This is a genomic window from Trichormus variabilis 0441 (genome assembly GCF_009856605.1).
In the GTDB taxonomy this organism is placed as follows: domain Bacteria; phylum Cyanobacteriota; class Cyanobacteriia; order Cyanobacteriales; family Nostocaceae; genus Trichormus; species Trichormus variabilis.
On the sequence record NZ_CP047243.1, the window covers coordinates 130376 to 148823 of the forward strand.

Consider the following 18448-nt stretch of genomic DNA (forward strand, 5'->3'; position numbering starts at 1 on the left):
GAGTGGCTCAAATTACTAACCCAAAATCCCAATCACGTCCGCCAGAATTGACGCAGCCTTGTTGCCAGTGGGAATGAATATCCGCTTGCGCCACTGGATGATTTCCGTGAAACATCCAACAGCCACAAGCCGATCAGCCAGGGAAAGAGCCTCAACCAATTCCAAGCGAGGTTCATTAGCAACATAAGAAAGACGCAACGTTACGCCACCTGGGAGTTGCTGTGAATACCCCTCGTTGAGAACTAACCAAACAAGTTCTGTGGGACTTAACAACTGATTCTTTAGCCCAAGTTGTTCCGTCACAGACTGAATATCTACTGCGTTGACCACCCGACCAAGAATCTTCTGTCCATCACTAGTTTGCAATCGGAACACTCGACTGTTCTCCTGAGGCAGAATTTTCCAGATTGGCAGCAGGATTCCGGTGACTAGATGCAAATAATCAGTGGTGAACTTGGGCAGTGCGTCCACCTCCTTTGACCAAGCAGCGATAAACGCCTCAGCCGAAACCTGCTGCCAAGTGGATGATTCCAATTGTTCGACTGGTACACGAGTTTCTTTCTGTGGACGGACGAGTAAAACCCGTGGCACAACACCACCATCACAGTCGAATATACTGTGCGTAGGAATGGATACAGCCGCGTTACTGGATTTCTGATTTACCATGAGTTGTCCTTGGTACTTAGCAGCAAACTCAAGCATCTCGACAGCAGTTCTGATGTTATTTCGTTGAACTTGCTCGACCTTCAGGTAGTTAGTTACACTCCCAGTATCTGGGTGCGTGTAAACAGATTCGCAGCTTTCGATAGTAAACCTTTCAGCACGGAGCGTTTCTACTCCAGCTTCAAAGATACCTGCGGCGATCGCAGTTTCGATTTGCTGACTCAACAACAACTCAAACCTCTCAAAGATGATATTCTGCATTCCTATCCTTAAAGCCAACAGTCGGTTAAGGAATTGTCGCAGAGGTGGTAAATCTATTTTCATACCGCCTTCATGAGATGTTAGCGATAGTCCAGTCATGGCTTCAAAAGTCCCTAGTGGAACCTCATAGAATCGACCTTGGAATATCTGTTTAAATAACTCATACAAAGCGTACTCTGCGTACTGAGATTCTAGATTATCTTTAGTATCGAATATGCCGTTACCGCCAGTTTGCCTCTGACCACGGGTGAGTGCGCCAAGACTGTCGAGCCGTCGAGCGATAGTGCTGATGAATCGGCGTTCACCGCGCACATTAGTAGTCACAGGTCTAAACACTGGTGCTGATGCTTGGTTTGTTCTGTGCGATCGCCCAAGCCCCTGAATTGCATTATCAGCCCTCCAACCAGCTTCGAGCAAATAGTGCGATCGCCGCCGACGATTCACAGCGTTGAGATCCGCGTGATAACTGCGACCTGTACCACCAGCATCAGAGAAGATGAGAATCTGCTTATCTCCCGCCATAAAAGCGTTAGTTTCCGCAATATTAGCGCCAGAACCCCGCGAATCAACAAACAAGCGTCCAGAATCATCCTTAAGAACTCGCTTACTGCGACCAGTAACTTCAGCCACTTGCTTGTGGCCGAAGTGCCATAGCAGTTGTTCTAAAGCTCCTGGTATTGGGTCAAGGCTTGCTAACTTATCAACCAAGGCATCTCTCAAAGCCACAGCTTCAGATGAAACAATAGGTGAGCCATCGGCATCGAAAGCCGGTTCGGAGCGTTCCTCGGCTTCAGATGATGAGTGAATCTCATGCAGATGTACAGGAAACGCGCTTAGCAGGTAGTCCATGACATATTCCCGTGGAGTCAGGTCAAGGTTTAAGTCCTTCCACTCCTCTGCCGGAACCTCATTGAGTCGTCGCTTAAGCAATTCTTCATTAGTCGATACGATTTGAATAACAACAGCATTACCCGCAGCTAAATCATTCTCAATTGCTTTGATTAGCATGGGACACTTCATTCCGGTCAGCAAATGGTTAAAGAACCTTTGCTTATGCGATTCAAACTGAGACATGGCAGACATCTTAGCTGCACGATTGTAAGTTTTCGCACCAGTGATGTTGCAGGCTTCTAAGGCTTTGTGCAAGTTATTGTGGATAATTTGAAAGGCATCGGCGTAATTATCGTAAATCCTTTCCTGGGTAGGAGTAAGTTCGATTTCTAACATCTCATATTCCACACCGTCGAAGGAAAGCGATCGCGCCAGATACAACCCCAACGCCTTCAAATCTCGTGCTACCACTTCCATCGCGGCGATACCACCGACTTCAATGGACTCCACGAAATCCTCTCGTGAGGTAAACGGGAAATCCCCAGTCTGCCACAATCCCAAGCGATTAGCATAGGAGAGGTTAGAGACTTTGGTTGCACCAGTAGCAGAAACGTAAACCACCCGTGTCAAAGGTAATGCGTTTTGCAACCGCAGTCCGACAATACCTTGCTGTGATGCACTCACCAAGCCGAGTGTTCCCTCTTGCGCCATTGCATTGCCCATTGAATGGCACTCATCAAAGCATATAGCACCCTCAAAGTCCTTGAGCGCCCACTCAACAATCTGCTTAAGCCGACTTTTGCCGTTCTTTTGAGAACGCAGGGTGGAATATGTGCAGAACAAGATGCCTTCGGTAAATGGAATGCGATCGCCTAGTTTGATGTTACTTAGGTCAATAATGTTCTTTTTATTACCGCCTAAAGCACACCAGTCCCTACGGGCATCCTCAATCAGTGCAGAACTTTTCGATACCCAGATAGCTTTGCGTCGTCCCTGACACCAGTTGTCGAGGATGATTCCCGCGCACTGTCTACCCTTACCCGCACCAGTCCCATCACCAAGGAACCAGCCACGGCGAAATCTAACAGCATTTTCCGAGCTAGTTGCCGAGACAGTCACATTATCCCAAGAATCATCAACAGTATAAGACCCTGATAGATATTCGGAGTGAGCTTGACCTGCGTAAATAACGCTTTCAAGCTGTGCTTCTGACAACAAACCTTGAGTGATGATGTGCTGAGGTAAATGGGGTTTGTATGTGGGAGCCGGGGGAGATACAAGGGCTAAGGCTGCACTTTCGCAAAGTAGCGACGGATGTGGTTTTGCGTCCTTGATTCGGATTCTTTGTGGGCGATAGGTTTCATAGAGAGTATCTTTCAATTGGTCATTTGCTGCCCAATCAACAATCTCATAATCTAGCTCAACGATATTAAGAAATTCGGATAATGGTTGAGTAACTGGTGCTGATTGAGAATTAGGCTTAACAGGACTTAAACGAATTGCTTTTGATACGGCAGTTTGAGCAGTTTGAGTAATTCGTTCCCAAACTGGTCGCTGTGGTAGTTGCTCAATCAGCGTTGCGAGTTCTGCTAGTTCAACGGTATCCGCAATACAAGGAATTTCTTGTGGATCAGCCGCCGGAACTTTGTCGATCACCGTCAACCGGGTGTCAATCTGTGTCCCGTGTTTACTGTAGACCTTACCGTTAATGCCAACCGAAAGAACTACCGTTGCTTTCTCCTGCATTTTGATAAAGGTATCTCGCCAAGTTAGATTATTTGGTGAAAACCAGTTGGCGGAAATTGTTACCAGTCTCCCGTGATCGCATAGTCTTTGCAACGCCGAGTTGATATGTCGTGGGGTAGCATCTGGATTGCGGCTGTTGATTTTGGGTGATGCTGAAAACGGTGGATTCATCAGCACAACAGATGGCTGAGTCTTTCCAGCCAGATAGTCATTTATCTGTTCGGCATTGACGGAGAATAGCGGAACACCAGGGAACAACCGCCGGAGAATCTTGCTTCTGTCGGACGAAATTTCGTTGAGCATCAGACTCGCACCCTGAAGTTTGGCGAACTGAGCTAATATGCCGGTTCCGGCAGATGGCTCCAACACTAAATCATTAGTTGTGATTTGTACGGCAACAGAAACCAGATATGCCAAAGACAACGGAGTAGAAAACTGTTGAAGCTGCAATTGTTCTTCGCTGCGGCGGGTGTGCGTGGGGCAGAGTGATTCAACCAGTTGCAACTGTTCTAGTGGATTAGTGGGCAATCCCTTATGCCGCAAGTACAAAATCGCTGCCACTTCCACAGATTCGTAAGCATCTTTCCATAACCACGCGCCCTCTGCCGCAGTACCGTGGAAGTGGCGGTTCATCTGGGCTTGAATCGTTTTCGTGGTCAGTGGTCGGTGTTCAATGAGTGATTTGCTGAGTTCAGTTGCAACGTTCAAGATAGATTGCCCATAGTCAAGAACGGTTTGCAGGTCAAAGAGAGTCCCTTGTGTAGCGATGAGACTGACCATATCTATATATATGAATACATCACTTTGCTTCGGCGTAGCCGTTTTTCTCTGTGACATCCACAAAAGCGATCGCACCGTGAAGCGTAGTCGGTGCGATCGCTGGGGACTAAGCAGTAAGAGTGCGCGATTTGGTGGACTGACGTTTAGGAGTAGAGGCTCCTTTTCGAGGCGTGGACGATTTTGCTCCCTTGGACTTGCGTTTGGTCGATTGTACTTCTTGAGCAATTACTGGTGGTAGCAGTCGTAGGCTAGGAAATGGAACTATAACTGCTGGTGCTGGCGCAGAATGGTGAGAGGATTGCGGTTCTAGATTCCAGGGGTCGGGTATTTCCTCAAAAGCGATTATGGGAGTGGATTGTTCGATTTGGGGCTGTGGAGTGGGTTGTAGTGCAACGGCGGAAACTGTAGGCTGTTCAATGACGGGTGGTTGCCATCCGGCTGGAGGTAATGGTACAACCCACAAGCCGCTAACGAAATCGAAAACCATCAATGAAACAATGCCCATAACGACTGCTTGAATCATGAGGGTGAGGGTATTTTGAATATCCATGATTAACTCCAAAAATTTGTACTGGTTGAATATGGTGAGGAGTTGCAGTTGGGTTTGAAGCGTTTGGTCGCTGCAACTCTCACGCTTTGCTTCGGCGTAGCCGTTTTCATCTAGTTGTTAAAGCGATGATCAAGAGAAAATACTCCCATCCGATTTAACACGAATAGGATGACAATTACTCATCAGATTGTCTTCCTGGCTTTGGCGTAGCTATGAAAATCTAGTTCAAAAAGTTAGTGATTATGTTTACCTAAAGCATTGAAATCTTGCTACTAAAAGCTAAGATCCAAAAAGTCAATAAATTGAAATAAGTAATGGCAAGCAAAGAAATCCAAGTCAGAGAGTACACCGTCAGAGCGCACCAACGCACAATACACACCCGCACATTCAACTTTGTGTGTAAGCAATGTGATCAACCGACAAGCCGGGAGACGTTTGGAGTACGCCCTCTGTATTGTGAAATCTGCCGCCCACCTTCGGCTCCTAAGAAGTCTGCCGCCGCACCTCCCAAGAAGGCCAAGCCGAGGGCTAAGGTTTATAAGAGTGATGTGGATTTTAAGAAATAGTTGTGGGGCGATCGCTAACCCTAAACAAAATGCTTCTGGTGAATTACTTACCAGAAGCCGAAGAGTGTGATTGAGTTTGGACGATTGGAGCCATTAATAGTTCAAAAGTACTATATAAATCGAAGTCCTTCTATACTTGGTCAGTTGAACTAATTGTCAATCAAAAAGCAGGTCAGTATTATTGTAGAAATTAGATTCAAGAGGACAAAAATGCCCAATTTTTGCAAATTGTAAAGCACATTTTATTTTGACATTTGATGCCGATAAAGTAATTTCAGGCTTTTAGAGAAAAATAGAAGAATGTCCCCCCAGCCAGATAGCGTAGGCATCTACTTACGAGAAATCTCTAAATATCCCATGCTGACTCCAGAGCAAGAAATTACTTTGGCCAGACAGGTAAAGCAGATGACAGTAGTTCAACAGCATAAACAAGTTCTCGAAGAGCAACTACATCAACAGCTAAATATACAGCAACTGGCTGCTGACATGGGAAAAAGCGAAACCGAAGTATTCCAGATTCTGCGGTTAGGGCAGAAAGCAAAAGAAAAGATGATTGCAGCTAATCTGCGGTTGGTGGTAGCGATCGCCAAAAAGTATCGGTGGAGTCAACTAGAATTTTTGGATTTAGTGCAAGAAGGTTCTATTGGGTTGCAAAAAGCAGTCGAGAGATTTGACCCGAATCGCGGGTACAAGTTTTCGACCTGTGCTTACTGGTGGATTCGGCAAGAAATCACAAAGGCGATCGCCAATAAATCGACCACAATCAGAACACCAAGTCACATGAATGACCGCTTGATTAAACTCAAAAAAGTACAACGAGAACTAGTAAAAATCCTGGGTCGGGAGCCAAATATTGCAGAAATAGCAGAATTTGCTGAACTTGAGCCAAATCAAGTGAGAGAATGTTTGATAGCGTTTCGCCATCCTCTGTCTTTAGATCGGCCAATGGGTCAAGAGGATGAAGTTGACTTTTTGGAAATTCTGCCTGCTGATGGCACTTCCCCAAATGAATACCTAGACGAAGGATTTCTACGACAAGATTTGGCGAATTGTTTGATCACACTCAAGCCACTGCAAAAACAGGTGCTGATGTTGCGCTTTGGTTTGGGTAGTGTTGACAAGCTCTCGACCAAACAAATTGCCGAAAGACTCAACATAAAACAAGCAAAAGTTGGGACAACTCAAAAACAGGCGATAAAAGTTTTGCATCGTCAGCAACCGCAGATGCGAGAGTATTTGGCTTGAGGGCTGTCATCTATACTGTGAACTGTGAAACCTGCTGTCCGCCGCAGGCTTTTAAGAAGTTTGTCGCCCCACTTCTAAAGAAGGGTAAGCTCAGAGCCATAACATACATGAGTGATGAGTGAACTGAATTAAAGTAGTATTGATGGCCAATGAACCTGGTTCATCGATGTTCTAAATCATGGATATATTTGACCAAAATTTAATCAACCAAATTCAAACCCAAGCGCCGTTAGCCGCGCGGATGCGTCCGCGAACACTGGATGAATTTGTTGGGCAAGACCATATTATTGGCCCTGGTAGGCTGTTACGACGAGCAATCAGTTTAGACCAGCTATCGTCGCTGATTTTCTACGGCCCTCCAGGAACGGGAAAAACGACTCTAGCGCGTGTGATAGCCAATACAACTCGCGCTCATTTTCTGGCAATAAATGCAGTTCTCTCAGGTGTCAAAGAAATTAGAGCCGCGATTGACACAGCACAAGAACAACGTAAATTTCATAACCAACGTACTATTCTGTTTGTGGATGAGGTTCATCGTTTTAATAAATCTCAGCAAGATGCACTGTTACCCTGGGTAGAAAATGGGACGGTGATATTAATTGGTGCAACTACAGAAAATCCTTACTTTGAAGTTAATAAGGCTTTGGTAAGTCGTTCACGCATTTTTCAACTCAAAGCACTCAATGACGAGGATTTGTACAAAGTTGTAGAGCAAACCTTAACTGACGAACAAAGAGGTTATGGTCGCTTAAAAGTAAAAATTGATGATGAAGCGTTAAAGCACTTAGTAAATGTTGCTAACGGAGATGCACGTTCACTACTAAATGCGTTGGAATTAGCAGTGGAAACAACACCACCTGATGAAACTGGAGTAGTTCACATCAATTTAGCAGTAGCAGAAGAGTCAATTCAACAACGAGCAGTTTTATATGATAAAGAAGGTGATGTTCATTTTGATACGGTTAGTGCCTTTATCAAAAGTTTGCGTGGCTCAGATCCAGATGCAGCGTTGTACTGGTTAGCAAAAATGGTTTATGCCGGAGAAGACCCACGATTTATCTTCCGGCGAATGCTAATTCTGGCAAGTGAGGATGTAGGACTGGCTGATCCGAATGCTGTGGTGGTAGTGAATGCTTGTAATGAAGCGTTTGACCGAGTAGGGATGCCAGAAGGTCGTTATCATTTGGCACAAGCAGCGTTGTATTTAGCCACAGCAGCAAAGTCAAACAGTGTGATGGAATTTTTTGATGCGTTGGCAGCGATTGAGCAAGAAAAAGAGGCAGAAGTTCCCAACAATTTGAAAGATGCGAACCGCGACAAGAAAGGTTTTGGACATGGGGCTGGTTATCTTTACCCTTATGCTTATCGAGATCACTGGGTAGCACAGCAATATTTACCCGCCACTTTGCAAGGACAAGTATTCTATCAACCTTCACTACAAGGACGAGAACGACAAATCAGTACCGAAGTGTCTCGCCGTCGAGAAGCTCAACTGGCGGCATTAGTCGAAGGAAATGCGATCGCTCCGCTAGAGATATTAACTTACGCTACTCCTGACCGAGCTAGTGAGCGTTGGTTGCAAAGGACGCTTTCTCAAGTAGGCACACAATTAGCCACAGTGCGCGATCGCATTTTTGAATTAGCGCAATTGCAACGTCACCATGTTGTACTAGAACTCAATGCTGGAAGTGGTTTGCTAACGTGGGAAGCGGTAAGGCAAACTCCTGAAGGTGGAGTTTATGCCTGTGTTCGTGCCAGTAAAGATGCGAATGCACTATCCCAACAAGCAGCGTCACTAAAAGAACTGATACGTCCACAAATTTTACAAGCCTCAATTCCTGAATTAGTTGAGGTGATAACTCAACAAGCAGCAAATGTCCAATTTGATTTTATTATTGGCCGCAATGTTTTAGTTTCTGAGCTTGATAAGTCAAATGTGGTTCAAAATCTAGCAAAAATAATACCACAAAGAGGAAGGCTCATATTGGCAGAGACTGTACCGCGTTACGCTCAACGGCTTTACCGTCTACTAGAAGATTACCCACTAGATAGCAAGTTATACAAAAGCTTAATGTCAGCAGAAGAAGCAATTTATGATGACGGCTCCGACCCCATGCTCAATTGGGATATGGATGATTTGCGTGATGTTTTTAAATTAGCCGGGCTAGAGGCAGATGTAATTGTTGAGCTAAATTCAACGCAAATGCACATTAGTAGCCATTTCCTGGAGCGTTTATTTACAGATAATAATGATCGTCCAAGCTACGCACAACGTCTTGGACGAAATCTAACACCAGAAGAGCTACAAAAGGTTAAGGCAATATTTGCACAGTATCTGCTGAATCAAACAATTCTTTGGGAAAGTACTATCGCTTTTATTCAAGTAAATAAAAAGTAAACACTGCTAGTTAATTTACCCAACTAACAGCGAATTAAGAAATAGTACCTTAATACTATATATTTTTCTGTTGGCGACTCAATTCTTCTATCTCAACCAGTTTTTGTTGTAAAAGTATTTTAAGCTCCTCAAGTTGCTTACTACTTACATTTACTAATGACTCTTTAGAAATACTGCTGATTTTTTGAATAATAGATTTCACCTCTTTTGATTCAGATTCAGTTTTTGTTATATATTCAGCCTTAACTTTTTTAATAAGTTCGCGTGTTTCAGGTACTGTAAGATTTTCTGCTAAAACTTTTTGAGTAATTATAGTTCGCTCTTTTAAAGCCTTTTCTTCAGATGTATCTAAAGCTTTTGCTGATAATGTTGATAGTGCCAACGCGTGCGCCCCTTTCAGCCCTTTCTGACGAATCGCATTTTTTAAATCATCAGGTAAGGACAGCATAGGTATTAAATTAGATTTGACTGAAGCCGGATTTAAACCCAACTCCAACAATGATAAAAACAAATTTTGTTCTTCACCTATAATCCTCAGTGATTCTAATCCTTGTTTTTGCTCATCTACATCTAAACTTGTCAATTTTGCCAATTCTTTGATGTTACTGTCGCGTTCAATACGTTTGAGTACAGTTGCCAGTGCTGTAGTAATTTCCTCAGAACTTAATGCAGTTGCTTTAGTCACCTCTTGAATTACAGCTTCCGCCTTATCTAATGGGTTTAAGTCTTCAAATCCTAGAAATGTAATTAATGATGATTGTGTCAAATCCTTGGGCATAGGTACTACAACAGCCCGAATGGATTTCCATCCTAGTAGCTTTGCTCCCTCAGTACGCAGTTGACCGTCCAACAGGATATAACGACCATCTTCTTGAGCTACAAGAATTATTGGGGTAATCTGCCCATGTTTTTTCAGTAGTCTAGCTTTAGCTTGAATGGATTCTAACGTTATCGTTTGCCTGGGTTGATGAGGATTAGGATCTATTAATTCAAGCTCAATCTCTACTTCTCCCGCACTACTTTTGAGTTTTTCCCGTAGTATTTGTAACTCAGCTTCCAGTTCTGGGGATTGCTTAATTCTCAGTTGTTCTATTTCTGCTTGCAGTTGAGCAATTTTTTTTTCTTGGTCAGTTTTCTGAACTGCACCTTTAAATTTTTCACCTATTTGGGGCAAACCTCGTGCCATGAATACTCCTTACTTGTTTTTGATCAATTGAATCACATCATCAGCAATTTGTTTAAAGTCTTTACAAGCTGGATGTTTATTTCGGTATTTATGCAAAGGTAGCCCATGAGCGCTGGCATTCTTGAATTCATTAGAACTGCGAATTTTGGGATAAAGTTTTATATCTAGTTGTAGGGCAATTTCTGGCAGTTGCGAATGATACTGTCTGTGCATGGCTACTGTCTCATCATACATACTAGGTACAAAACCTAAAATCTGAGGTTTGGGAGTTAATTGTAATTCCTCAGATGTATTCATGCACCACTCTACCAATTCTGCTGAACCTGAAATTGCTTTCATCTCAAGTTGTATTGGTACTAAAATATGGGTTGCAGCAGCTAAAGCATTGACGTTAAGCATTCCCAACGTAGCAGGACAGTCTACAATAACTAGATCATGGGGTAAAGAATATTTTTGTAATCTGTCTGCTAACATATATTCTCCTCTCTTACGAATTACTAACTCATTAGCTATTTCTGCGAGTAATGGATGTCCTTGGCAAACCTCTATTCGGGGTTCATCCCATGCTGATGCTAAAGCCCAATCACCTATAAAATCTTTTGATAATACTTTAAACATTGTCTTCTCGGCTTCTGCGGCTTCTAATCCACAAAACACATCAAGCGATCGCTGCGGATCTAAATCTAACAGTGCCACTTTTAACTTACGCCGACTTACTTCATAAGCTAAGTGTACTGATAAAGTACTTTTTCCTACCCCACCAGCATTTGCTAAAACAGCTATTACTACTTGTGACATTGAAACACCTCAGTATATCAATACTATTTCAGTAACTTAAAACAAGTCTTTTAATCTTTATCTCTTTAGTTTTTGCAATTACTTATATTCGGTTTTATGTCGAATTTTAAAATTCGACAACTTTTGAGCTTGTTATGATTCGCTATCACCCCAACAGTTCCAGGATGCTTTAAGTAATTCTGTGAAGGTATGAGTAGAGAATTAGTAACACGTTTACCATGCTTTTAAAATTTTGAAAAGCAAATATTTTTATTAGGGTACATATAGGTACTAAATGTACCCCAAATATAATTAAAAACTTTTTGATTCAATTTAGTACCCATATAGGGTATATTTAGATGGCTTTTAGGCTATTTTTACTGTTATTAACTTTCGTATCTTATTTAACATTGATGACAAGCATTCACGGTTTACAAAAAATATTTTCCGCAGGGTTCGATAATGGCTACGGCAATCTAAAACTGCTTGTTGATGGCTTTGATGTTGTCCGCATCCCCAGCTACATCTCTACGGCCGACATGGAAGATGTGCCAGGGAGAGTGGAGTTTGAAGGCAAGGCTTACACTGTTGGCGAATCAGCTTTTCGTGCTGGAACCCATTTTGAACGCAACACCGACAGCAACGAAAACAAAGTCAAGAATGCGCTGACGACTTTGCTGGGAGCATTAGCACATTTGCCACACCGCAAAGCATGGCATTTGAAGATGGTGGTCAGCTTACATGATGTCGGTTTAGCAGAAGAATTAAAGCAAGTGCTTAATGGTGAATATCAGCCGATACTTGCAGGTAAACCATCAGAAGTGAAAGTAGAAGTGCTGAAGGTGATCCCTGAAGGAATGGGAGCATTATTTGGACAGCCACTACCCAAAAAATTGACTGTGCTGGACTTCGGCAATGGTACAACTTTGTTTTCGCGTTACAACCAGGGTAAACGAGAAGTACATACCCCATACCCAACAGGTGTTGAAGTTCTCATCGACGATATTGCCCAAAAGATGAAGCACCTCAATGGTGGTAAAGTCGCAGATCCAGCTAAAATTCGCTATTGCCTAGAGAAGGGACATACTCGTTACAACCGTGATATCGATATCAAAGATATTTACATTGCTTGCCTAAAAGACTGGTACGAAAAATACTTGAAGAAAGCAGTGAATCTGGCACTTGATGCCAAGCATTCTGGTGACGAACTCTGGGCTATCGGTGGTGGTTGTCTGTTACCGGGATTTACAAAGCTGCTGGAAAAAAACGGGTTCAAAGTTTTGGATAATCCAGTAGAAGCGAATGTCGTAGGGCTTCTAGAAATGGCGAAAACCATTGCAAGCAAGAATTAGTAAGTTCAGTGTGAGGTGAAAAACATGAGAAAAGAACAAGACAACACACCAGAGAGAGTTCGTATCAGAGACAGCTATCGCCAACGCATATTTATGGAATCGCAAAACCTGGATAAAAGTTATCAGGAAACTCTGCATTTTATTATTGATTGCTATTTCGCCTTCAAGAAAGGTGCGTTTCCTCTGCAACTAGGAGGGGTGCAAACATCAATTGCCCCTCTGGTAACTATTACTCAAGATCAACCCCAGACCCAAGAACCGGAGCCAGTTACCACTACACCCCAAACACCGGAAAAACCTGATGAAGATACATTTACACTAGATTTCGATTTGTAAAATTTAGCTAACTGGATGATAAAAACCTGTTTCTTCGTTAAGTTCCCACCCCATACTCGAACTATCTTTCCCCTTGCACCATGCCACAAAAAGCGGTGGCGGCAACTTTGCTGTCTGTTCGCGCAGAGTTTCTACACTGACACCTAAACGAGAGGCTAAACCTTCTTGGGTTAACGGCTTCATTCTGGGAGTAGAAGCTTGAGAGTATGCGTTTCTACCATAGTTTCTATTGCGCTGCTTCGGCTGGCTGTTTAAGTAGTTTTGAATTTTGACGATCGCATCTGTTAGCTGCGTCATTCGTGTTGCCATCGATTCAATTTTCTGCACCAAATCATCGGGTTGGCAGTTAGACGGTGTTTCAATACCAGTTGACTTATTTTCAATTTGAGCTTCAATCTCGTCAAGTCGAGAGGAAATTGCTGATATTGTTTCAGCATCACCACTACTTAAATTGTCAGTTAAATTTTGTTGTAAGTATTCCTCGACAATCTCTTTTATCCTAGAAGCCAGCCCGTTTTTCTCCAAGTCATGATCAGCAACTGCATCAAGGTTATCAAGAGAACCGTCAAGGTACATCTGGATAAAACGGGTCAGTGTCGCTGTGGCTGTTGTTCCCTTAGATTGACAGCGAAGAATAAACCGCTCCCACATCTTTTGGTCGCAGTTAAAGGATGCTAGTTTCTTCCCCTTACCCGTATTGCTCATATCTAGGTACGTAAGGACAAGCCCGTTAACCTTTTTATGTCACTTACCTTGACGCTCACCTTGAGAATATCATTTCTGCGGATCAAACTCCAGAAGCATCACCCCTTACCCAAATGTTTTCATTGTCATAAAAATCCCTCCGTTGTTCTAATGCAAATCCACCGAGTAGCAGCCCCAGCCATACCTCCACCATCGGCATTTTCAACTTGCGTTGCAGCTTCGGTAGGGCAATTTCATCTTTCACCTGGGCTAGATACTGAGCGATCGCACCCCGCCACTTGTCCACATCCTCATCACCCGCCAAAGAGTGGACATCCTCCACAGTCTGAATGTGACATACTCCCCGCACCGCCCTCTAGGACGGCGGGGGCTTCTCAGCGACTCCTGGCAACCCCTCGGACATTAACTGAGCTTTGAAGAAGGACGGGATGCCCCGCCGCCCTATATTTTATATTTCGCGCTGCATTGTGGTCACGGTCGTAACTAGCACCACACTGGCAACTATGCCATCTATCGGATAGTGCTTTCGGAACTGTCGCACCACAATCAGAGCATTCTTGAGAAGTGCCATTAGGGTTAACCGCCACAACCAAACACCCAGCACTTGCAGCCTTGGCGTTTAGTATCTGTAGGAATTGACCCCATCCAGCATCGGCTATGGACTTGGCAAGCATAGACTTAGCCAGTCCTTTGATATTTAGGTTTTCATGTGCAATGACCTGGGATTGATGTAATAACCATATTGCAGTTTTATAGTGAAAGTCTTTGCGCTGATTAGCAACTTTTAAATGAGCCTTAGCGACACGTTTAACCGCTTTCTTGCAACGGTTTGACCCCTTCTTTTTGCGAGATAATCGACGCTGTAACCGCTTTAATCGCTTCTCGGCTTTGCGGTAATATTGGGGGATTTTTACCGTCTGATTGTCACTTGTCACCAAGAATGATTTCAGCCCCATGTCAACGCCGAGAGTGTTATTCAGTGTAAGCGTGACATCTGTTTTCATGTTAGGTACAGTCACATATTCCAGACTGAGGCTAATGTACCAGCCGTCAGCTTTACGGGTAATTATAGCGGTTTTGATTTTGAAGCCGTCAGGAATTGGACGGTGCAAAATCATCTTCACCTTGCCGATTTTGGGCAGTTGGATAAACTTACCCTGTATGTGTTCTGGCTTGATGGGGTCAGGAAATGTCAGCGAACGATAACGCCCTTGAGGTTTAAATCTTGGACGACCAGATTTTTTCCCATTACAATCACCCTTAAGCCAACGTTCAAAAGTCTTATCTACCCTAGCAATTACGTCTTGTAATGTATGAGAAACTAATTCCTTATACTCAGGGAATAGCCCTTTACTATTTACTAAATCTTTTTGTTGTGACCACCTATTAGGTTTATCTTTTAAGGGTGCAATACTGCAACAAACTATAGAGCATCGGTCAATATCACATCGGTTTTGCTCCCACCAGTTAAACCGTTCTGCTAACCTGTAATTGTACTGGCGACGGCATAATTCAATCCAATGTTCAAATGTAGCTATTTGTTTTTTGGTCAGACGTAAACGGTACTGGTAGGTTATTCGCATTGTTGCAATTCCTCTACTGTGGTTGAAAAGATTAGCTAACCCACCAAATAGCTGATAACTTGCGGATCTATCGCCGCAATTCGCTTTCTAATTGATGCAGGTGGATTCTGGAAGAATCGCTTTAAGTCTTGGCTTCTCACCTGATAACAATGAATAGAACGTTTTTTAGCTTTAAGCCAGCCCTGTCTCACCCATTTAGTAATAGTCGTAGGATGTATACAAAGGCTTTTTGCAATTTCGCTGCAACTGTAATTATCAAGAGTGGGACGGATAGAGTAACCAAGTTTGTACAATTTGCAAGCGATCGCTAATTCTGTACGATAATATCCTCGTCTTTTGAGGCGGAAAGCAATTTGTTTTACTGTGAACATTTCCGCCATTTCTTCCAGGGTATCTAATTCTTCTTCAGTCCATTTAATACTCATCATTCATTCTCCAAAATCTCAGGCAAACAGCAAATTAATGTGTCTTTTTGAAGAATCCAGAACCCACCGAAAAAGAAACCAGGTGGGCAACCAGGACATCAAGGTAAAACTCGAAAGGGTTTTGGCAGAGTAGATCGCTATGAAATTTTACGTCCAACGGATTGCATTTACTGTGGTCAAAAAGCATTTGCACCCCTAGCAGTAAAAGTAGAAAAACACGCGGTAGCGCAACTAGTAGAATGTCCCATAGAAATAGTTGAGTATCAACGCCATACGTGCGTGTGTGAATGCTGTGGAAATATACAAACAGCAGCCTGGCCCCAAGAAATTATTCCAGGACAAGATTTAGGAACGTCGTTACAAGCATTTTTAGGGTGGACAAATAACTATGCACATATGCCCTACGAAAAACAGCAGGAAATGCTTTGGGAACTTGGTGAGATTGAAATTGGATTGGGAACTTTAGTCGCCACCAATGAACGAATACAACAAGCAATTGAACCGAGTATTCATGAGTTAAGTAATTGGGTAAAACAGACACAACCTAACATCCATGTAGATGAAACACCTTGGTCAGTTAAAGGGGTTAAAGAATGGTTGTGGGTAGTGGCTAATTCTGAATTCTGCCTGTTTACTGCGGCTGATACTCGTTCTAGAGCCGAACTAGAAGCAATTTTAGGGACTGAGTATACAGGTGTACTCAGCAGCGATGATTTTAGTGTTTATAATGGCTATCAAGCTGTTGCCCAACAGAAATGTTTGGCTCATCTACGTCGTCACTTCAAAAAATTGATTCAACTTCCCGGTCTTCACAACAAAGCTATCGGCGAAACCTTTGTCAATTTAATTGATGAAGCCTTCAGAAGTTATGCTCAATGGTTTGAAACTCTTGACTCAAACAGTTATAACGATTGGATAAATCAATTCAAATTCAAGTTGCAATTTTCTGTTGATCAATGGATTAACTTGGCAGGAGCTACGGCTGGAAACCTTTTACGTTCTTTGCGCGATAAAGCAAGCCAATGGTGGTATTTCCTTGACCATCCTGAAGTTCCTCCTGATAATAATCTCGCTGAACGCTCGCTGCGTTTAGCTGTGACAAAACGTAAGGTTAGTGGTGGTTCACGCTCGATGAAGCGGTTTCAACATACTGCCAATTTGTTGACGGTAGTGCAGACTTGTCGCCGTCAAGGTAGGTCTGTTATTGATTTTTTTGTGCAAGCTCTAATTGCTGATTCTAATAATTCTCACTCTCGCCCCTCTTTACTTCCGCAATATTAGACCTGAATCCTTACGAATCCAGAAGTCAGAATTTATAACTATTAAGCTGATTAATTCTGACTTTTAGCTTTTGAAAACTTTGGGCAAAGTCTTACCAAGACTCACCAAACTCATCAAGCATTGCACTAGAACCAGTAGCACATACACCGCATAAACCCATGTCCTCATAACCTCCAGGCAGGGTTAATTGATGCCCACAAGATGAACATTTATGCTGTGGTTTTTCTTTGCTTTTTTTCTTCTTGGGTTTCATAGTTTAAAGCTCTTTAAGTTTTTTAATTGCGAATTGCGAATTGCGAATTGCGAATTGATATAGCTACCGTCTTCTAGTAGGTACAACTGGCTGGTTTTGCGGTTGCAGTGATGCCCGTGCTTCTGCCTCAGATACTCCCGTTAGTGCGGGTGCAACTTCTGCATTCAGCGCCCAACGCTCGTAAGTATCATTAACCACCCAGTGAAGCGTCGCCCCTGACTCTGCACCGCTACGAATCATCTCTGCTGCTTCGAGTGCGTCCTTCTCAAAATCTGACTGTGGGTTACGGTACGACCACTGAATGAACCAATATGTACCCAGCGCCCCCTCAACCTTCTGAAACTCGGCACAGAAGATGTAGTTTTTCAGGACAGATGCGATCGCTGTATAACAAAACTCTTTTGGATCTCCGGGCATCCCTTCCTCGCACCACTGCTGAAACGCACGATGGGCGAAATGGTTGTACAGTCCGGCAAAGGAATCCTTACTACGGCGGTGCATCAGAAAAGAAAGCAGCATGGAAGCCTGACCCTTGAATTGGTCTTTGAGTCCGCCAGTAACAGGAATCACCCATAGTTCGGTGAATGCTTCGTTGGTGAATTTCTCGTTGATGGTAAGTAGACGGTCTGGGCGAGAAACGGCGATCGCAAAATCAGCTTTGTTCCCTTTGAGATATCCACCTTGTTGTGCTTCTAGAATTGTTAGCTTCGGTGGGCAGTCGAGCAGAAATTGCCCGTATTCCTCGGCGCAGTTGGCTTGTAGTTTTGGCTGGCTGGGAGGAATCAGAAAAACGCTGTTGTTGATTTTGATAGTTTCCATGATTTTGAATTACTTGTTAAGTGAAGTGGTTGTATAGTTGTGAATTAGCGTGATTGGAGTGTTTAGCCTTCAGGAAAGATATTTGCGGTAATGTCAAACTTTTCCTTTTCCTCAAGCCCTGATTGCAGATAAGACAGTGCAGCTTGGGCATCAGTAATTGTTAAATCCGGTTGATACTCCAGCGTGACAAAATCAGGGTGTTTGCTAATTTCCCGAAGGATGAGTTGAGCCGCATCGATAAATGACTGTAGAGTTGGTGGAGAATCCCAAGACTTCTGTTGTTGCTGAATGGGCGCTTCTTCTTGCTCCTCAGATTCAGCCGTCACTACAGTTACAGGGATTGTTTTTAATTCAAACTTGAGCAGTTCAAGCTGGCGTGAGTGGTGGTCTATCTCTGCCTGAATTTGTGTTTGTAGTTCCTCTGGTGTGAGTAGCTTTACCTCGTCTTCAACACGGTGTTCTTCATCCTCATACCGTTTATCAGGCATGAGAATATAACGCCATCCTTCACCATATTCACTGGCGAGAAATGTGCCTGCCGGGTAATACTTCAGTCCTATAATTGGCCCTTGCTGGGTACGTTGACCAAAGGTAAACCAGGGGCATTGCCAGCCCTGTGGAATTGATATTGTAGATTCCATAGTTGTGATTGATGAATGATTAAGTAGAAGTCAGGAGTCAGGATTCAGGA

At 43.3% G+C, this 18448-nt stretch carries 16 protein-coding genes and 1 pseudogene; 6 read left to right on the forward strand and 11 right to left on the reverse strand.

What is annotated here, in order from left to right; translation table 11 throughout:
- Positions 1 to 15: 15 nt before the first annotated feature.
- Together GSQ19_RS26990 and GSQ19_RS26995 are read right to left on the reverse strand one after the other, a co-directional pair.
- The gene (locus tag GSQ19_RS26990) at positions 16 to 4338 is read right to left on the reverse strand and encodes a strawberry notch family protein (RefSeq protein ID WP_011316403.1); all 4323 of its coding nucleotides are present in this window, start codon (positions 4336 to 4338) and stop codon (positions 16 to 18) included.
- Between the two features lie 49 nt (positions 4339 to 4387).
- The gene (locus GSQ19_RS26995; protein ID WP_011316404.1) at positions 4388 to 4831 is read right to left on the reverse strand and encodes a hypothetical protein; all 444 of its coding nucleotides are present in this window, start codon (positions 4829 to 4831) and stop codon (positions 4388 to 4390) included.
- 314 nt (positions 4832 to 5145) lie between these two features.
- On the opposite strand from GSQ19_RS26995, the gene GSQ19_RS30150 reads away from it, so the two are divergent.
- The 3 genes from GSQ19_RS30150 (at position 5146) to GSQ19_RS27005 (ending at position 9040) form a co-directional block, all read left to right on the forward strand.
- A complete protein-coding gene (locus tag GSQ19_RS30150) occupies positions 5146 to 5397 on the forward strand; it encodes a hypothetical protein (protein ID WP_011316405.1) in 252 nt (83 codons plus the stop codon).
- A gap of 300 nt (positions 5398 to 5697) precedes the next feature.
- Positions 5698 to 6642 (forward strand): RpoD/SigA family RNA polymerase sigma factor, encoded by a 945-nt coding sequence (locus GSQ19_RS27000; protein ID WP_011316406.1) that lies wholly within the window; start codon positions 5698 to 5700, stop codon positions 6640 to 6642.
- Positions 6643 to 6820: 178 nt separating this feature from the next.
- Positions 6821 to 9040 (forward strand): AAA family ATPase, encoded by a 2220-nt coding sequence (locus GSQ19_RS27005; protein ID WP_153228423.1) that lies wholly within the window; start codon positions 6821 to 6823, stop codon positions 9038 to 9040.
- A 55-nt stretch (positions 9041 to 9095) separates the two neighbouring features.
- Here GSQ19_RS27005 and GSQ19_RS27010 read toward each other — a convergent pair whose 3' ends face one another.
- A complete protein-coding gene (locus GSQ19_RS27010; RefSeq protein WP_011316408.1) occupies positions 9096 to 10226 on the reverse strand; it encodes a ParB/RepB/Spo0J family partition protein in 1131 nt (376 codons plus the stop codon).
- A gap of 9 nt (positions 10227 to 10235) precedes the next feature.
- Positions 10236 to 11024: a ParA family protein gene (locus GSQ19_RS27015; protein ID WP_011316409.1), complete on the reverse strand. Its 789-nt coding sequence runs from the start codon at positions 11022 to 11024 to the stop codon at positions 10236 to 10238.
- Positions 11025 to 11416: 392 nt separating this feature from the next.
- Here GSQ19_RS27015 and GSQ19_RS27020 point away from each other — a divergent pair, with 392 nt between their 5' ends.
- Positions 11417 to 12355, forward strand: coding sequence for a ParM/StbA family protein (locus tag GSQ19_RS27020; protein ID WP_041457336.1), 939 nt, complete (start codon positions 11417 to 11419; stop codon positions 12353 to 12355).
- A 24-nt stretch (positions 12356 to 12379) separates the two neighbouring features.
- Positions 12380 to 12691, forward strand: coding sequence for a hypothetical protein (locus GSQ19_RS27025; protein ID WP_153228422.1), 312 nt, complete (start codon positions 12380 to 12382; stop codon positions 12689 to 12691).
- Positions 12692 to 12694: 3 nt separating this feature from the next.
- On the opposite strand, the gene GSQ19_RS27030 is transcribed toward GSQ19_RS27025, so the two are convergent.
- The 4 genes from GSQ19_RS27030 to GSQ19_RS27045 all read right to left on the reverse strand — a co-directional run bounded on the left by GSQ19_RS27030 (position 12695) and on the right by GSQ19_RS27045 (position 15407).
- Positions 12695 to 13396 (reverse strand): hypothetical protein, encoded by a 702-nt coding sequence (locus GSQ19_RS27030; RefSeq protein ID WP_011316415.1) that lies wholly within the window; start codon positions 13394 to 13396, stop codon positions 12695 to 12697.
- Positions 13397 to 13478: 82 nt separating this feature from the next.
- On the reverse strand, positions 13479 to 13718 hold the full coding sequence (locus tag GSQ19_RS27035; protein WP_224311719.1) for a hypothetical protein: 240 nt from the start codon (positions 13716 to 13718) through the stop codon (positions 13479 to 13481).
- A 52-nt stretch (positions 13719 to 13770) separates the two neighbouring features.
- Positions 13771 to 14979: an RNA-guided endonuclease InsQ/TnpB family protein gene (locus GSQ19_RS27040; protein ID WP_011316417.1), complete on the reverse strand. Its 1209-nt coding sequence runs from the start codon at positions 14977 to 14979 to the stop codon at positions 13771 to 13773.
- A gap of 35 nt (positions 14980 to 15014) precedes the next feature.
- Entirely contained in the window at positions 15015 to 15407 is a 393-nt protein-coding gene (locus tag GSQ19_RS27045; RefSeq protein WP_011316418.1) for a MerR family transcriptional regulator, read from the reverse strand.
- A 57-nt stretch (positions 15408 to 15464) separates the two neighbouring features.
- Between GSQ19_RS27045 and GSQ19_RS27050 the strand changes: the two are divergent.
- Positions 15465 to 16685, forward strand: a pseudogene (locus tag GSQ19_RS27050) (IS66-like element ISAva2 family transposase); the annotation flags it as partial.
- Between the two features lie 91 nt (positions 16686 to 16776).
- Here GSQ19_RS27050 and GSQ19_RS27055 read toward each other — a convergent pair.
- From GSQ19_RS27055 to GSQ19_RS30475, 3 genes are all read right to left on the reverse strand, one after another.
- A complete protein-coding gene (locus GSQ19_RS27055) occupies positions 16777 to 16938 on the reverse strand; it encodes a hypothetical protein (protein ID WP_153228509.1) in 162 nt (53 codons plus the stop codon).
- Between the two features lie 63 nt (positions 16939 to 17001).
- Complete coding sequence (locus GSQ19_RS30155; protein ID WP_011316420.1) at positions 17002 to 17757, reverse strand: hypothetical protein; 756 nt, start codon at positions 17755 to 17757, stop codon at positions 17002 to 17004.
- 62 nt (positions 17758 to 17819) lie between these two features.
- On the reverse strand, positions 17820 to 18398 hold the full coding sequence (locus GSQ19_RS30475; protein ID WP_011316421.1) for a hypothetical protein: 579 nt from the start codon (positions 18396 to 18398) through the stop codon (positions 17820 to 17822).
- Positions 18399 to 18448 lie beyond the last annotated feature (50 nt).

What these genes read in the sequence shown, in the direction of transcription:
- GSQ19_RS27000 (WP_011316406.1), top strand. Translation starts at nt 5,698, where the DNA reads ATGTCCCCCCAGCCAGATAGCGTAGGCATCTACTTACGAGAAATCTCT.
- GSQ19_RS27055 (WP_153228509.1), bottom strand. Translation starts at nt 16,938, where the DNA reads ATGAAACCCAAGAAGAAAAAAAGCAAAGAAAAACCACAGCATAAATGT.
- GSQ19_RS27045 (WP_011316418.1), bottom strand. Translation starts at nt 15,407, where the DNA reads ATGATGAGTATTAAATGGACTGAAGAAGAATTAGATACCCTGGAAGAA.
- GSQ19_RS30155 (WP_011316420.1), bottom strand. Translation starts at nt 17,757, where the DNA reads ATGGAAACTATCAAAATCAACAACAGCGTTTTTCTGATTCCTCCCAGC.
- GSQ19_RS30150 (WP_011316405.1), top strand. Translation starts at nt 5,146, where the DNA reads ATGGCAAGCAAAGAAATCCAAGTCAGAGAGTACACCGTCAGAGCGCAC.
- GSQ19_RS27010 (WP_011316408.1), bottom strand. Translation starts at nt 10,226, where the DNA reads ATGGCACGAGGTTTGCCCCAAATAGGTGAAAAATTTAAAGGTGCAGTT.
- GSQ19_RS26995 (WP_011316404.1), bottom strand. Translation starts at nt 4,831, where the DNA reads ATGGATATTCAAAATACCCTCACCCTCATGATTCAAGCAGTCGTTATG.
- GSQ19_RS26990 (WP_011316403.1), bottom strand. Translation starts at nt 4,338, where the DNA reads ATGTCACAGAGAAAAACGGCTACGCCGAAGCAAAGTGATGTATTCATA.
- GSQ19_RS30475 (WP_011316421.1), bottom strand. Translation starts at nt 18,398, where the DNA reads ATGGAATCTACAATATCAATTCCACAGGGCTGGCAATGCCCCTGGTTT.
- GSQ19_RS27005 (WP_153228423.1), top strand. Translation starts at nt 6,821, where the DNA reads ATGGATATATTTGACCAAAATTTAATCAACCAAATTCAAACCCAAGCG.
- GSQ19_RS27015 (WP_011316409.1), bottom strand. Translation starts at nt 11,024, where the DNA reads ATGTCACAAGTAGTAATAGCTGTTTTAGCAAATGCTGGTGGGGTAGGA.
- GSQ19_RS27025 (WP_153228422.1), top strand. Translation starts at nt 12,380, where the DNA reads ATGAGAAAAGAACAAGACAACACACCAGAGAGAGTTCGTATCAGAGAC.
- GSQ19_RS27040 (WP_011316417.1), bottom strand. Translation starts at nt 14,979, where the DNA reads ATGCGAATAACCTACCAGTACCGTTTACGTCTGACCAAAAAACAAATA.
- GSQ19_RS27030 (WP_011316415.1), bottom strand. Translation starts at nt 13,396, where the DNA reads ATGAGCAATACGGGTAAGGGGAAGAAACTAGCATCCTTTAACTGCGAC.
- GSQ19_RS27020 (WP_041457336.1), top strand. Translation starts at nt 11,417, where the DNA reads ATGACAAGCATTCACGGTTTACAAAAAATATTTTCCGCAGGGTTCGAT.